Genomic DNA, 15,586 nt, shown 5'->3' with positions numbered 1-15,586 from the left:
CTTTGTTGCGCGGAGCATGTTCCTGCACATAAGGGCGTTCACCGCGCCAGCAGGTTGCGCGCCTGGCTGGCGATCTGGGCCAGCATGGCGGGCGCGGGCGGCACGGCGGCCTGCGCGCGGGCCACCACCGCACGGAACTGGGCAACGGCGCTGGCCTGTGCCTCGGCCCAGCGTTCCACCGCCGCATCCGGCGCGGTTTTGCGGCCCATCGTGCGGCGCAGGAAATCCAGCCGCATATGCTGGAAATCGCGGGCCAGCCCGTTCACCAGCAAGCGTTCCCACGGGTCGGAAGGGCTCATCCGGGCGGCGCTCTGCTGGGCCCAGTCCAGCCCCAGCCTTGCCCCCAGATCGATGAAGGCCCGGGCCAGTGCGATGGCATCGGTGCCGCTGTCGCGCGCCAGCAGGGAAAGGCCGATCGCTCCGTCGAGATCATAGAGATGCGCCACGGCGGCGGCCTCGGCTTCCGGCGCGCCCGCTTCGATGAAGGCGGCCCGCATCCGGGCGGATTGTCCGCGTGCCTCGTCCGCCAGCAGCTTCTGCGCCGCGCCGGACAATTTGCCCACGCCCTTGCCCAGTTCTTCGGCCAGCAGTGACGGTTCCAGCGATCCCTTCCCGACGCGCAGCAGGTCTGCCATGTGGTCGGTCAGAGCAGCGGCGGCGCGGTCGAACAGCCTGATCCGGGCGCCTTCGGGCATGGGCGCCGTTTCGATCATTTGCCAGATGGCACCCATGCCGAACAAAGCTTCGGCACAGGCGAAGGCGCTGGCGACCTGATCCAGCGATGCGCCTTCTTCCTCAGCCAGTTCGAAGGGATGGATCAGGCCCATCCGGTTGACGATACGGTTGGCCAGCTTGGTGGCGATGATTTCCCGCCGCAGCCGATGCCCCAATATCTGCTTGCGGAACTTGTCCTGCATCGGGCCGGGGAAGGCGGCAATCAGGGTGGGCACCAGAAGCTTGTCATCTGCCAGGAGGCTGTTCTCGATAGCTTCCTGCAAGGCCAGCTTGGAACTGGAGAGCAGCACGGCCAGCTCGGGTCGGGTCAGGCCATGGCCATCCGCCGCGCGGCGGGCCAGCGTCTCATTATCGGCCAGGCCTTCGGTCTTGCGATCAAGCTGGCCCAGTTCCTCCAGCTTGTCGATCACGCGCAGATAGGATGGCATGGCCGCCGCCCCGCCAGCCTCGGCAATGGACAGGCCCAGCGCCTGGAGGCGGTTATCCTCCAGCACGATCCTGGCCACTTCATCGGTCATCTGCACCAGCAATTCGTCGCGGCGCTTCTCGCCCAGCTTGCCCGCGCGCCGGGCAGCGGCGAAGGCGATCTTGATGTTCACTTCATTGTCGGAACAATCGACGCCGGCGGAATTGTCGATGAAATCGGTGTTGTTCCGCCCGCCCCGGCCGCCCCCACCCGCGCTACCATTGCCCTTCAGCGCGAATTCGATCCTGCCTGCCTGGGTGCAGCCCAGATTGGCCCCTTCGCCAATCACGCGGGCGCGAATGTCCCGCCCGTCCACACGCAGGGCATCGTTGGCGGGATCGCCCACGGCCACGTTGTTTTCGCCCGATGCCTTCACATAGGTGCCGATGCCGCCAAACCACAACAGGTCCACGGGCGCCTTGAGAATGGCGGAGATCAGGCTTTCCGGGTCCAGTTCCCTGGCCTCGACGCCCAGCACCGCGCGCGCTTCGGGTGAAAGCGGGATGCTCTTCATGCTCCGGGGAAAGACGCCGCCGCCCTTGGAGATCAGCGCCTTCTCATAATCGTCCCAGCTGGAACGGGGCAGGCCGAACAGGCGCTTGCGCTCCTTCCAGCTTTTTGCCGGGTCCGGATCGGGATCGATGAAAATATGCCGGTGGTCAAATGCGGCGACCAGCTTGAGGGATTTGGACAGCAGCATGCCATTGCCGAACACGTCGCCCGACATATCGCCGCATCCCACCACGCGTACCGGATCTTGCTGAACATCCACGCCCAGTTCCAGGAAGTGCCGCTGGACCGATAGCCATGCACCGCGCGCGGTGATGCCCATCGCCTTGTGGTCATAGCCATGGCTGCCACCGCTGGCGAAGGCATCATCCAGCCAGAAATCCCGTTCCTCCGCCAGCGCATTGGCCACATCGGAGAAGGTCGCGGTGCCCTTGTCGGCGGCGACCACGAAATAAGGATCGTCCCCATCGCGCACCACCACACCTGCAGGATGCACCACCTTGTCGTTCACGATATTGTCGGTCAGCGACAGCAGGCTGCGGATGAAAATCTGATAGCTCGCCTTGCCTTCCGCAGCCCAGGCATCGCGCCCGCCCGTTTCGGGGCGGCGCGGATCGGGCAGTTGCTTGGGATAGAAGCCGCCCTTGGCGCCGGTGGGCACGATCACCGCGTTCTTCACGCGCTGCGCCTTCATCAGGCCCAGGATTTCGGTGCGGAAATCGTCCCGCCGATCCGACCAGCGGATGCCGCCGCGGGCCACCGGCCCGGCGCGCAGATGTATCCCTTCAAGCCGCCGCGAATAAATCCACACCTCGCGCCATGGCACGGGCCGGGGCAATCCGGGAACCTGCGCGGAATCGAGCTTGAAGGCCAGCGCCTCCGCGCCTGCCGGGGCAAAGGCATTGGTGCGCAGCACGGCGCCCAGCGCGGCGTGGTACAGGCGCAGCAGGCGATCGTCATTGATCGCCTCCACCTTGGCCAGCCCCTCGCGGATCGCATCCTCCGCCGCCGCGACGGCGCGGGCCCGGTCGCCCTTGAAGGCAGGATTGTGCTGCCTGTCGAACAGAGTGACCAGCGCCCGGGTAACGTCCCGTGCGCGATCCAGCGCATCCACCACCGTATAGATCGTATAGCTGATCCCGGCCTGCCGCAGATAGCGATAGAAGGCTCGCAGCAGATCGGCATCGCGGGCAGACAAGGCCACGCCCACCGTCAGCCGGTTGAACACGTCATTTTCCGCTGCGCCGTTCAGCACTGCCGAAATCGCATCTTCGATAGCCTCGGCGCGAGTCATGACGCGGTCCGCATCTTCACCCGCAGGCAGGGCCAGCGTGAAGTCGTGGATCGTCGCCAGCCGGCCATGTTCGAGCGGAGTGGGCACTTCGGCCAGCACCCGGAAACCGAAATTCTCCAGTGCCGGAACCGCATCCGAAAGGGGCATCGATCCGCCGAGCTGGTAGAGCTTCAGCCGCAGACGGGAACTGTCTTCCCCCTCTCGGCGATAGAGGCGCGCGCTGCGCCCTTCCGCCAGTGGCGGCTCGGCATTCTGGAGCGACCGCAAGCGCAGAATGTCGCATGCGGCCTCAGCCGGCCCATATTCGGAATGGTAAGGCGCCGGGAAGGCTTCGGCATAGCGGGTGGCAAGGGCAGCGGCGCGGCCCGGTTCCTCGCTTTGCGCCAGCTCGGTTTCCACTGCCTCGGTCCAGCCGCGCAGCATGGCCTGCAGCCGGGCATCGAGCAGCGCCTCGTCAGGGACGGAGGCGGCACCGTCGCGAATGTCGATCAACACGCGCAGGGTAACCAGATTGCCGCCTTCAACCGACAGGCTCCAGTCCAGCACATTGCCGCCGGTTTCCGCTTCCAGCATAGCCTGGATGCGCAGCCGCACAGTGGTGGACAGCATGTCGCGCGGGAACCAGACGAAGGCGAACAGATGCCGCTCCAGCGCGGCGGGCACGATGGTCACGCGCGGGCGGGGCCGGTCGGTCAGGGCCATCATGGTGGTGATGACCCGCTCCACCGCCTCGTCCGAGAAGCTGATCACCACATCATGCGGCAGGGTGGCGAAAGCATGGGCCAGGCTCTTGCCGTCATGATCGTCAGGCTCGAAATGCAGGCGTTCCAGCAGGCGTTCCATCTGCAGGCGCAAGCGGGGTACGCTGGTGGGCGCAGCGCCCAGCGCGGCGCTGGTCCAGATGCCCGCATGGACGGACAGCGCCACTACCTTCCCGCCTTCGAGCACGGGCACGATGAACAGGTCCAACGGCACATTGCGGTGAACGCGGGCAAGGCGGTTGGCCTTCACCACCAGCGGCGCAGTCTGCGTCCCCGCCGCATTGGCCTCGTCAAACCAGGCGAAGGCGCGATCGTAGCTCGCATCGGCCAGAATGGCGCGAGCGGCGCGGCGGCAAATGCCCAGCAGGCCGGAATTGCTGCCGTCGCGGCGGCGAGTGACATGGCCCAGCTGGGTCAGCATCCCGCTGCCCAGCCAGCGCAGCAGCGCCGCGCCTTCGCTATCGCCCAGCCGTTCCGCGTCGGCTTCGATCAGGGCCTGCATCCGGGGCCAGTCCGCCACGGCAACGCGCACATCGGCCAGCGTGTCTTCCAGCGCATCGGCCAGCGCGCGACGCTGCTTGGCGTCGATCCGGGTGGTTTCGACATAGATCAGCGATTCGCGCGCGCCTTCGGCATCCTCCCCTTCGGGAAGGGCGGTCAGCTCGCCCTGTGGCCCACGCTGAACCGTCATCACCGGATGGATCAGCTGGTCGATCGCCAGACCCTGCGCGGCCAGCGCGGCGGCGACGGAATCCACCAGGAAGGGCATGTCGTCATTGACCACCGCGATGCCCATGGTCCGGTGGCCGTCCGCGCCGGAGCGGATGGCGATGGAAGGCTGATCGGGCACCCGCTTGCGGGCCGTTTCCAGCAGGAACAGAGCCGCATCGGCCAGCCGGTCCTCCCTCAGGGGAGTGTCACCCGGCAGGACCGATTCCTTCAATGCCCGGGCAATGGCACCGGCCATCGGATCGGGGGTTATGGAAGAGGCAGGGGATGGGGCAGGCGCCGGTTTGGCGGAACGGGAATGTCTGGTCTTTGCCTTCGAACGCGACGGGGCCATCGCTTCACTCCTCTCGGGCCGGACAACACCGGCGGGAAATTATCTTGCGGCAACGCGTATCATTCGTTCACACCCTACGCCTCCCGCGCCGGGGCTTCAAGGCGGGTCGGGATGCCTCGGGGATGGCCTATCCCTTGAGCGCCTCCATGGTGAGTTCCAGCGAATGGCAACGGGCGGCCGGATCGTAAGTGGCACCGGAAAGGATCAGTTCGTCCGCCTGCGTCCGCTCGGCAAAGCGCATGATCCCCTCACGCACAGTGGCCGGACTGCCTACCGCACGGGCGGAGCCCATATGCTCCAGCATTGCCAGCGCCTGGGGCGGCAGGGTGGTGCGATAGCCGGGCACCGGTGGGGGAAGCTTGCCCGGATCGCCGCTGCGCAGCCTGACGAAGGACTGGTCCTGCGAAGAAGCGAGCAATTCCGCATCCGCATCCGTCTCGCTGGCGATCACGGTCATCGCCGCCATGGCATAGGGATGCTCGAGCGCGGGAGAAGGGCGGAAATTGCGGCGATAGATCGCCAGCGCCTCGTCCAGGTGATCGGGCGCGAAATGGCTGGCAAAGGCATAGGGAATGCCCAGATGGGCGGCCAGCTGGGCGCCGAACAGGCTCGATCCCAGCATCCACATTTCCACCTTTGCGCCAAAGCCGGGAGTGGCGCGGATCGGCAGTTCCGGATCGCCGGTGAACAGCGCGCGCAGTTCCACCACATCTTGCGGGAATTTCTCGGCGGCCTGCATCAGATCCTTGCGCAGGGCCCGCGCGATACGCCCACCCGCGCCGGGCGCCCGGCCCAGCCCGAGATCGATCCGGCCCGGAAACAGCGCATCGAGCGTGCCGAACTGTTCCGCGATGACAAAGGGGTTATGGTTGGGCAGCATGATCCCGCCCGATCCGATGCGAATGGTTTTCGTCGCATGGCCGATATGGGCCAGCACCACCGATGCCGCCCCGCCCGCGACGCCTTCCGTCGCGTGATGTTCCGCCACCCAGAACCGCTTGTAGCCCGCCGCCTCCGCCGCCTGGGCATAGCGCGCGGCCTGCGCCAGCGCCTCCGACACATCGCCGCCTTCACGGATGGGAACGAGGTCGAGAACGGAAAGGGGTATCATCTGCCGATCCTTACGGGGTTGCGGGGGCGGGCGCAGTGGCTGTTGAGGCGGTTGTCGAGGGCAGGCCCAGCTGGGCCAGATAATCGCGCGCTGTCTGCGCCTCCGGGCTGTCAGGTGACGTTTCCACGACCGATTGCCAGCTCTTGCGCGCGGCATCGTCAGCCCCTGCCAGCGCCGCGATCACACCGGCTTCCAGCCCGATTGCCGGATTGGCCGGATCGAGCCCGGCGGCGGTGCGGATATAGGATTGTGCGCCATCCAGATCGCCCTGACGGCGCGAGAGCGTGGCCGAAAGCAACCAGCCATCGGGATTTTGCGGAGCATCGCGCCGCGCATCGGCCAGCGCGCCTGCCGCCTCACCCGCCCTGTCGAGCCCGACCAGCGCGCGGGCGCGGTCGATCTGGACATCCCCTGCCAACGCCGCGTCGAGCGCGGTGGCGGCATCCAGCGCGGCAAGGTCCAGATCGGCCAGCGCATCGGCATAGCGCCCTTCGGCCAGGGCCGAATTGCCCGCCATGGAGGCCAGCCGCGCCCGGATGGACGGCGTGCTTTCCAGTGCATCGCGGCGGGCGGCCAGGAAGGCATCCTCCGCCGCCTTCCAGCGCAGCAGCCGCGTATAGGCCATGCCCAGGCATTGCTGGGGATAGGCACGTTCGGCATCCAGTGCCTGCCCCAGCCAGACGCTGGCGGTGACGATAGCCGTGGACGGATCGCTGCGCGCCTGATCGAGGCACAGGGTCAGCCGGTCTTCCTCCAGCGAAGGGGAAGGGTCCGGCGCGCGCAGGTCGAACATATCGGCCGAAGCGGCCTGAGCGATCAGCGGGAGAATGAAAGCAGCGATCATGGGGCGCAATTCCGGCAGAGCGCATCGACGGTTCGCAGCATCAGCGCGATGTCCCCCGCGCGCGAGAGGCGATGGTCTCCGTCCTTGACCAGCACCACCTGCACATCGTCTGAACGCAGGCACTCCGCCAGCTGGAGTGAGATGGACCAGGGCACATCGGCATCCGCCTGCCCGTGGAGCAGCCGCACCGGGCAGTCGAGCGGGATCGGTGCCTCCAGCAGCAGGCGCGCCTGCCCATCCTGCCAGAAACTGGCATGAGTGGGCGTCGGTTCAGGGCCATAGGGATTGTCTTCCAGAACGGTTTGCCCGGCGGCGAGCAGCGCCTTCTGATCCGGGTCATAGCCCCATTGCGTGAAGTCCGGTGCAGCAGCGATGCCCACCAGCCCCGCAACCCGTTCGCCCAGTTCCAGTGCGCCCATTTCCAACGCGCAGAGCAGCATCAGCCACCCGCCCATGGAAGAGCCGATCAGGATCAGCGGCCCCTCGGTCTGGGCCTCCACCAGCGAGAGCACCTCATCGCGCCAGCGAGTCAGCGTGCCATCGGCAAAACTGCCCTCGCTTTCCCCGCAGCCCGAATAATCCATCAACAGGCAGGCCCGCCCTTCGGCCACGGCCCAGTCGAACAGGGCAGTCGCCTTGCTGCCCGCCATGTCGGACATATAGCCGGGCAGGAAGACTAGCACGGGGCCCTGCCCCTCTGCCCTGCGGAAGGCGATGCGTGGATGGGCCTCCGGACCATCGAGGGATCTACCGGGCGGCGAGTGGTAACGCGTTTCGCTCATCGCCGTGCAATGTGGTCCGGCACGGCGCAAACGGCAAGGGGGCCGGAAGGGGGGCGGAAGGGGGGCAGAAGCGGGGGCAGAAGCGGGGGCCAGAAACGGGGGCTGCATCCGCGCCTCTACGCCACCCGCAGGCGTTCCTCCCGGGCGCGGGCGAAATAGGGCAGCACTTCGGCGGCCTCGATCGGGCGGCTGTAATGGAAGCCCTGCATATGCGTGCAACCGGCCCGGCGGACGGGCTCCACCAGTTCCTCGTCGCTGATCCCTTCGGCCACCACTTCGGCCCCGATCTTCAGCGCCATGGTCACGGCGGCATCGAACACGGCCTGCGAAGTAGGATCCTTGCCCAGATCGGCGATCAGGCTGCGGTCCAGCTTCAGCCGGTCGAACCTGAAGGTCTTCATCAGGCACAGCGAGGAATAGCCGGTGCCGAAATCGTCCAGCGCGATACGGAAACCCGCATTGCGCAACAGGTTCAGCGTCATCAGGGCGCGGGTGTTACGTTCGATGGAAAGGGATTCGGTCACTTCCAGGATCACGCGGCGCGAAGCGATCTCGTGCTTGCGGCAACAGCGCATGAGGAAACCGACAAAGCCGTCCTGCTGCAATTGCATGGAAGAGATGTTGAGGCTCATCGTCAGGTCCGGCCAGTTCGCCAGATCGGCAAGCGCCCGTTCGATGATCCAGCTGCCCAGCCGCACGATCTGGTTGGAACGCTCTGCCGCCGGAATGAAATGAGCGGGCGAAACCTCGCCCAGCTCGGGATGGGTCCAGCGCACCAGCGCCTCCACTTCATCCTCGCGATCCGCAGTGGAGTGGATCGGCTGATAGACCATGTGCAGTTGCCCACGCTCGAAAGCACCGGTCAGATCGCGTTCCAGCCTGCGATCTGCGTCGCGTTCGTTTTCCAAATCCGCCGTGTAGCAGGAGGCCTGGTTGCGGCCGTTATTCTTTGAGGCATAGAGTGCCAGGTCCGCCCGGTTGAGCAGGGCATGCACAGCCACCTCGCCCGAGGCGCCCTGGGTTTCGACCAACCCCAGCGAGATGGTGATGGCTACTGTGAAGCCGCCCAGATCGAAGGGTTCCTGCATGGCAGTGACCAGCCGGGAGCCGATCGCCTCGGCTGACTGCCGGTCGGAATAGGGCGCACAGATGACGAATTCGTCGCCCCCCGAACGGGCAACGATCGCCCGGGCGCCCAGCACCCGCTGCATCCGCTCGCCCACTTGCCTTACCAGCATGTCGCCTGTGGCATGGCCGTAATCGTCGTTCACATGTTTGAAGTTGTCGACATCGACCACCATCACCGCCAGCCCTGCCTCGCCCTTGCCGGGGCCGGCCTCCAGCCGCGCCAGCGTCTGTTCCATAAAGGCGCGGCGATTGGGCAGGCCGGTGGAAGAATCGGTAAAGGCCAGGCTCTGCACCGCCAGCGCATTGCGGCGGAAGGTTTCCAGCGGCCCGGCCAGTGCGCTGAGTTCCTCAAGGCGGAACTGTTCGATCTCGAAATGCAGGTCACCGCTCGCAAGCCGCCGGATCGTGTTGTGCATCCGGCGCAGGGCGGGAAGGATGTTGAACATCACATCCGCCAGCATCGCCAGTGCCAGCGCCACCATCGCCACGCCAATGGCACTTGCGCGTGTGTGCCAGCTATTTGTGGAAGCGATGAGCTGGGTATAGGCCTCGTCCCGCTCGCGATCGAGCATCCACTCGATAGAGCGGGAAAAGGACTGCATCCCGGCGACGCGGGCTTCGATGGAGGCCAGCCGGTCAGGGTCATAGCCGTCCAAGGCAGCTTCGTGGCGGATGTCCCGCACCAGAATGCCCAGTTGATCTACGGATTCAGTGCCATCGGGCAGCTCGAATAATGGCGCGCCACTGATGCGCAGTAAGGTAAGTTGCCTGTCTATTCGTACAGCGGCATCGGTGAGCGAGTTCTCCGCTGTTTCAGGCGGGTTGGGCATCAGCGCCAGATGCGACTGCATATGAAAATCGGCCACCGCCCGAATCAGTTCGCCCGCATTTTCGGCATTTGCGGCCGCGCGCTGCAGATTCAGGGTTTCCGCGCGCAACGTCACCGCGCGTTCTTCCGAAACGACCTGCAGCGCCGTTGCCGCCAGAACAAGCAACAGAAGAGCGCCGGCAAGGCGCCGTTCGAGGGAACCGAATATCCAGCGAAATGCGCGCTTCGGGCCCATTTCCCACCAACGCCCCATCGGGGTATCCCTTTGCCCGGTCGGTCGCCCCAGGGCAGCCAGCCGCAATTTCCAGTCTGGGCCGCCCGATAAGTGGAAATGGTTGAGAAAATATCCTTGCACGCAAACCGCCATACAGCGTCATCCAGCCGAAAGAAGCCGGCGCTTCAGTGGTTAGTGACTTTGCCGCAGCCAGCCCCTATATGGACGGCGATGACGCATAGCTTCATTCCGCTGACTACCACCACTACCCCGGTTTCCCCGGGGCGGCTGGTCGCGTAATTCAGCTACCGCCGCTGCCCGGGTTCGGGCGGTGCGGCGTCTGCCTCCCGAACCTTCGCGAAACTGAACGACGCCGGGCCTTTCGGGGCGCGGGCAATTCTGCCATGGCGCCCCCTCTGGAATGAAAGACGGGTTCGATGAGCGAGATGTTGAAGATCAGCCTGCCTGACGGTTCGGTTCGCGAGATGCCGGCAGGCTCCACTCCGGCCGATGTGGCCGCCGCGATCGGGCCGGGCCTGGCCAAGGCGGCGCTTGCCGCGCGCGTGGATGGCGAACTTGTGGATCTCACCCGGCCCTTCACGGGCGATGCGCAGCTGGCGCTGGTCACCTCGCGGGACGAGGCTGAGGCGCTGGAACTTGCCCGCCACGATTACGCCCATGTGCTGGCCGAAGCGGTGCAGGCCTTGTTCCCCGGCACGCAGATTACCTTCGGCCCGTCTACCGACGACGGCTTCTATTACGATTTCGCCCCGCCGAAGATTGATGGCAAGGACCGCCCCTTCACCGATGAGGATCTGCCCGCGATCGAGGCGGAGATGCGCAAGATCATCGCGGCGGACAAGCCGCTGCGCCGCGAGGTTTGGAGCCGTGAACAGCTGATCAGCCGCTGGAAACAGCAGGGCGAGAACTTCAAGGCCGAATGGGCCGCCGAACTGCCCGAGAACGAGGAACTCTCGGTCTACTGGTCCGGCGATGACTGGCTGGACATGTGCCGCGGCCCGCATCTGCCCTCCACCGGCAAGCTCGATCCCGCAGCCTTCAAGCTCACCCGCGTGTCGGGCGCCTATTGGCGCGGCGACCAGAAGAACGCGATGCTCAGCCGCATCTACGGCACCGGCTGGCTGAACAAGAAGCAGCTCGACGCGCATATGACCCGGCTGGAAGAAGCCGCCAAGCGCGACCATCGCAAGCTCGGGCAGGAAATGGACCTGTTCCACCTGCAGCAGGAAGCCCATGGCTCGGTCTTCTGGCATCCCAAGGGCTATCTCATCTGGCGCGAGCTGGAAGCCTATATGCGCCGGGCGATCGACGATTCCGGCTATCGCGAGGTCAAGACGCCGCAAGTGATGGACGCCCGCCAGTGGGAACAGTCCGGCCATTGGGGCAAATATCGCGAGAACATGTTCGTCATCCCCGACGAAGTTCCCAATGTCGATGACGAAGGGCCGATCATTTCGGGCGATGCGGACTGGATGGCGCTGAAGCCGATGAACTGCCCGGCGCATGTCCTGATCTTCAAGCAGGGCATCAAGTCCTATCGCGACCTGCCGCTGCGCATTTACGAGAATGGCTGCTGCCACCGCAACGAACCGCATGGGGCACTGCATGGCCTGATGCGCGTGCGCCAGTTCACGCAGGACGATGCGCATATCTTCTGCCGTGAAGACCAGATCGTCCACGAAGTGCAGAAATTCTGCCAGCTGGCGGACCGGGTCTACAAAGATTTCGGCTTCACCTATTCGATCAAGCTCGCTCTGCGCCCGGAACAGCGTTTCGGCAGCGACGAGATGTGGGATCAGGCGGAGAATGAACTGCGCAACGCAGTGGCTGCCGCGGGCCTCAACACCGAGGAATATGGCTGGGAAGAACTGCCCGGCGAAGGCGCCTTCTATGCGCCCAAGCTGGAATGGCATCTGACCGACGCCATCGGTCGCACCTGGCAGGTCGGCACGATCCAGTCGGACCGCGTGCTGCCCGAACGTCTGGATGCCAGCTATATCGCGGAAGATGGCGAACGCCACCGCCCGGTGATGCTGCACCGCGCGATCTTCGGTTCCTATGAACGCTTCATCGGCATCCTGATCGAGCATTTTGCGGGCCGCATGCCGCTGTGGCTGGCGCCGGTGCAGGCAGTGGTCGCCACTATCGTTTCCGATGCGGACGACTATGCCCGCGATGTGGAAGCGAAGCTGAAGGCTGCCGGAATCCGCGTCGAGACCGATCTTCGCAACGAGAAGATCAACTACAAGGTGCGCGAGCATTCCGTGGCCAAGGTTCCGCATCTGCTGGTGGTGGGCAAACGCGAGGCGGATGAGGGCACCGTTGCCATGCGCACCCTGGGCGAACAGCAGCAGGAATTCCTCTCGCTCGACGAGGCAATCGCGCGGCTGGTGGCCGGGGCAAAGGCGCCCGATCTGCGTAACTGATTGAGCAAGCCCCGCCGGGCGGACCGGCGGGGCCTCGCCTCCCACTGCGAAAACCGGCGCTTGCGGCCTGCGCGCTTCTGCCTATTGTGCATTCGCATAAGGGCGAAACGCCCGGGGATCGGGAGGATTGATGTTCAAGCGCGCATTGGCGGCAGCGGCCTTGGCTCTGCTTGCGGCCTGCATCCAGCAGGCTGAAAACGGGGCAATCGACGAACAGCGGCTGCTCGCTGCGGAAGACGATCCCGACAACTGGCTGTCCTATGGCCGCACTTATGCCGAGCAGCGCTTCTCCCCGCTCGAAGATGTAAACGACAGCAATGTCGGCCAGCTGGGGCTGGCCTTCTCGGTCCAGCTCGACACCAATCGCGGGCAGGAAGCCACGCCCATCGTGGTCGACGGCATCATGTATTTCTCCACCGCATGGTCCAAGGTCATGGCGGTGAAGGCCGATACCGGCGAAGTGCTGTGGCAGTACGATCCCAAGAATATCGGCGCCAAGGGCGTCCATGCCTGCTGCGACGTGGTCAATCGCGGCGTTGCGGTGTGGGAAGGCAAGGTCTTTGTCGGCACCATCGACGGCAGGCTGATCGCGCTGGATGCGGCGAATGGCAAGGAAGTGTGGTCCACCGTCACGGTCGACCAGAAGAAGCCCTATACTATCACCATGGCCCCGCGCGTCGTGCGCGGGAAGGTCATCATCGGCAATTCCGGCGCGGAACTGGGCGTGCGCGGCTATGTCAGCGCCTATGACGCCAATAATGGCAAGTTGGTCTGGCGGTTCTACACCGTGCCGGGAAATCCGGCGGATGGGCCGGACGGGGCCGCATCCGACGAAGCCTTCGCCAAATTCGCGGGCAAGACCTGGAATGGCAATTGGTGGGAAATGGGCGGCGGCGGCACCGTATGGGATTCGGTGGTCTATGATGCCGATTTCAACCAGCTGATCGTGGGCGTGGGCAATGGCTCGCCCTGGAACCACCGCGCGCGCTCGGCGGGCAAGGGGGACAACCTGTTCCTCTCCTCGATCCTCGCGCTCGATCCCGATACGGGCAAGTACAAGTGGCATTATCAGGTGAACCCGGGCGAGACCTGGGATTTCACGGCCACGCAGCAGATAACGCTGGCGGACCTGACAATCGACGGAAAGCCGCGCAAGGTGCTGATGCAGGCGCCGAAGAACGGGTTCTTCTATGTGATCGACCGCAGCAACGGGAAGCTGATCAGCGCCGAAAACTTCGTGCCGCAGAACTGGGCGGAGAAGATCGACCTGGTCACGGGGCGTCCCATAGAACGGCCAGAAGCCCGCTTCGCCGACAAGCCCTACATGGTCTATCCTTCGGGCCTTGGCGCCCATGCCTGGATGCCGATGAGCTATTCGCCCAAAACCGGGCTGGTCTACATCCCGGCGATGCATGCGCCGATCACCATGAAGGACGATGTGAATTACGAGCGGCATCCCGGCCGCTGGAACACCGGCGTCAATATGGGCGGGCTGCCGCCCAAGGGGCAGGAGCATGAGGCCGCCTTCATGGGCTGGCTGGTCGCCTGGGACCCTGTAAAGCAGAAGGCGGCGTGGAAGATCGAGCGGCCCTGGCCATGGAATGGCGGCACGCTGGCAACCGGCGGCAACCTCGTCTTCCAGGGTGATGCCTATGGCAAGTTCCATGCCTATGATGCGCGCGACGGCAAGGAATTGTGGAGCTTCAATGCCGGTCAGGGCGTGCTGGCCGGGCCGATCACCTACCGCGTGAACGGGGTGCAATATGTGGCCGTGCTGGCCGGTTATGGTGGCTCCATGGGCATGGCGCGTCCAGCCGACTGGATGGAAACCCCGCCCCCGCCGGGCCAATTGCTGGTGTTCAAGCTTGGCGGCACGGCCAAGCTGCCGGAGCGCCCGCCCTATACGCCCCCGCCTTTTGCGGTGAGCGACGAGAAGTTCACCCCGGCGCAACTGGCGGAGGGCCAGAAATGGTATCTGACCTATTGCAGCATCTGCCATGCCGGGCCGACCAATCCGGACCTGTTCCGCTCGCAATATGCGCTAAGCGCCGATGCCTGGCGTTCCGTGGTAATCGATGGCGCGCTGCAGGATAATGGCATGGCCAGCTTCTCCGAACAGCTGACCAAGGATCAGGCCGAATCGATCCGCGCCTATATGCTCAAGCTGGGCAAGGAAGGCACGGCTGCGGAAGCGGCGCGGAAAGCTGGCGGAGGGGCCGGGGCCGGGAAAACGGGCGCTTAGAAAAGCGCCGGCAGTGCCGGCCCTGCGGCGATCAGGGCCAGTGCGCAGCCCCATACCAGCACCCGACGGAGAATCTCCGCCAGATCAGGTGAGATATGGGGAACAAGGGCGAAAGCGCGTGCCATGCGCGCTTTCTCGTCCTTGAATCCCTAACAAAAGGTTAGGCCGGGGTTTCAGCTACCATGCTGGGCATCTGCTGGCTGGCGCAATGAAAGCTGCCGCCGCCCGCCAATACGCCGTCCGCAGGCAGGCCGATCGTGTCGCGATCGGGGAAGCAGGCCGCCACGGCCGCCACGCCATCGGCATCCATCGGGCTGCCATAGGTCGGCACTACCACCAGTTTGGAGGTGATGGCGAAGTTCATGTAGCTCGCCGGTTCGGCATCCTCATCCCCCACCAGTCCGGGGGAGGGAATATCGCGCACTTCCAGGCCGAAGGCCTTCGCGCGCCTGCGCGCATCGGCATAGACCTCGGCATTGGGATCATCCTTCCCGCTCGCCACCGGCAGCGCCAGCACGCCCGGCGCCACGAAACGGGCGAGATTGTCCACATGGCCGTCCGTATGGTCATTCAGCAGCCCGTCGCCCAGCCACAGCACCCGGTCGAAACCCAGGTCGCGCGCCAGCCGCTGCTCGATCTCCGCGCGGGAAAGTTGCGGGTTGCGGTTGGGGTTCAGCAATACCTGCTCGGTCGTGACGACAAGACCCGTCCCATCATTATCGATCGCACCGCCTTCCAGAATCCAGTCGCAGCTTTCCACTGGCAAACCGGCATCGCGAGCGATTTCCGCGCCGATCTCCTGATCGCCCTCCATCAGATATTTGCCGCCCCAGCCATTGAAGCCGAAACGCCGGGCGATGCGGTTTCCGGCTGCATCCATAACCACCAGCGGGCCGGTATCGCGCAGCCACACATCGCCATAGACGCGCCGTTCCACCGTAACGGCGGCACTCACCAGCGAGCGGGCGTGCGCCTCGTTCTCCTCATTGCGGACCAATAGCCGCGCCTGCTGGCCGCTTTCGGCAACGGCGCTGGCGAAAGCGGCGATCTGTTCCTGCGCGCGGGGCAGCGAATCAGGCCATTCAACCGGATCGTGGGGAAAGCCGATCCACAGCCAGTCCTGCGGGGCGAATTCGGAGGGCATAATGTAATTCATCACA

General features: G+C 65.1%; 9 protein-coding genes. 2 read left to right on the top strand and 7 right to left on the bottom strand.

The genetic code is table 11. The features are described 5' to 3' along the window. Positions 1-38: 38 nt before the first annotated feature. The 5 genes from H0274_RS10035 to H0274_RS10015 all read right to left on the bottom strand — a co-directional run bounded on the left by H0274_RS10035 (position 39) and on the right by H0274_RS10015 (position 9,776). Positions 39-4,733 carry an NAD-glutamate dehydrogenase domain-containing protein gene (locus tag H0274_RS10035; RefSeq protein WP_226795200.1) on the bottom strand — a complete coding sequence of 1,565 codons (4,695 nt, stop codon included), beginning with the start codon at positions 4,731-4,733 and terminating at the stop codon, positions 39-41. 223 nt (positions 4,734-4,956) lie between these two features. After that, the gene (locus H0274_RS10030; protein ID WP_226795199.1) at positions 4,957-5,940 is read right to left on the bottom strand and encodes an LLM class flavin-dependent oxidoreductase; all 984 of its coding nucleotides are present in this window, start codon (positions 5,938-5,940) and stop codon (positions 4,957-4,959) included. A gap of 10 nt (positions 5,941-5,950) precedes the next feature. Next, positions 5,951-6,784, bottom strand: coding sequence for a tetratricopeptide repeat protein (locus H0274_RS10025; protein ID WP_226795198.1), 834 nt, complete (start codon positions 6,782-6,784; stop codon positions 5,951-5,953). Further along, positions 6,781-7,566 (bottom strand): alpha/beta fold hydrolase, encoded by a 786-nt coding sequence (locus H0274_RS10020; protein WP_226795197.1) that lies wholly within the window; start codon positions 7,564-7,566, stop codon positions 6,781-6,783. The genes H0274_RS10025 and H0274_RS10020 overlap by 4 nt, the downstream gene beginning before the upstream one ends. A gap of 116 nt (positions 7,567-7,682) precedes the next feature. Further along, positions 7,683-9,776: a putative bifunctional diguanylate cyclase/phosphodiesterase gene (locus H0274_RS10015; protein ID WP_226795196.1), complete on the bottom strand. Its 2,094-nt coding sequence runs from the start codon at positions 9,774-9,776 to the stop codon at positions 7,683-7,685. Positions 9,777-10,174: 398 nt separating this feature from the next. Here H0274_RS10015 and thrS point away from each other — a divergent pair, with 398 nt between their 5' ends. Both thrS and H0274_RS10005 read left to right on the top strand, forming a co-directional pair. Beyond that, positions 10,175-12,184 (top strand): threonine--tRNA ligase, encoded by a 2,010-nt coding sequence (gene thrS, locus H0274_RS10010; RefSeq protein WP_226795195.1) that lies wholly within the window; start codon positions 10,175-10,177, stop codon positions 12,182-12,184. Between the two features lie 130 nt (positions 12,185-12,314). Next, positions 12,315-14,426 carry a PQQ-dependent dehydrogenase, methanol/ethanol family gene (locus H0274_RS10005; protein WP_226795194.1) on the top strand — a complete coding sequence of 704 codons (2,112 nt, stop codon included), beginning with the start codon at positions 12,315-12,317 and terminating at the stop codon, positions 14,424-14,426. On the opposite strand, the gene H0274_RS15615 is transcribed toward H0274_RS10005, so the two are convergent. Further along, complete coding sequence (locus H0274_RS15615; protein WP_264295589.1) at positions 14,423-14,551, bottom strand: hypothetical protein; 129 nt, start codon at positions 14,549-14,551, stop codon at positions 14,423-14,425. The two genes, H0274_RS10005 and H0274_RS15615, sit on opposite strands and share 4 nt — an antisense overlap. Before the next feature lie 35 nt (positions 14,552-14,586). Continuing rightward, a complete protein-coding gene (locus H0274_RS10000) occupies positions 14,587-15,582 on the bottom strand; it encodes an agmatine deiminase family protein (protein WP_226795193.1) in 996 nt (331 codons plus the stop codon). Positions 15,583-15,586: the final 4 nt, after the last annotated feature.

This window comes from Fulverythrobacter ferritrahens, from assembly GCF_020539485.1.
Lineage (GTDB): Bacteria > Pseudomonadota > Alphaproteobacteria > Sphingomonadales > Sphingomonadaceae > Andeanibacterium > Andeanibacterium ferritrahens.
Note: the sequence above shows the minus strand (reverse complement) of the source record. Positions and strands in the feature narration are given on the sequence as shown.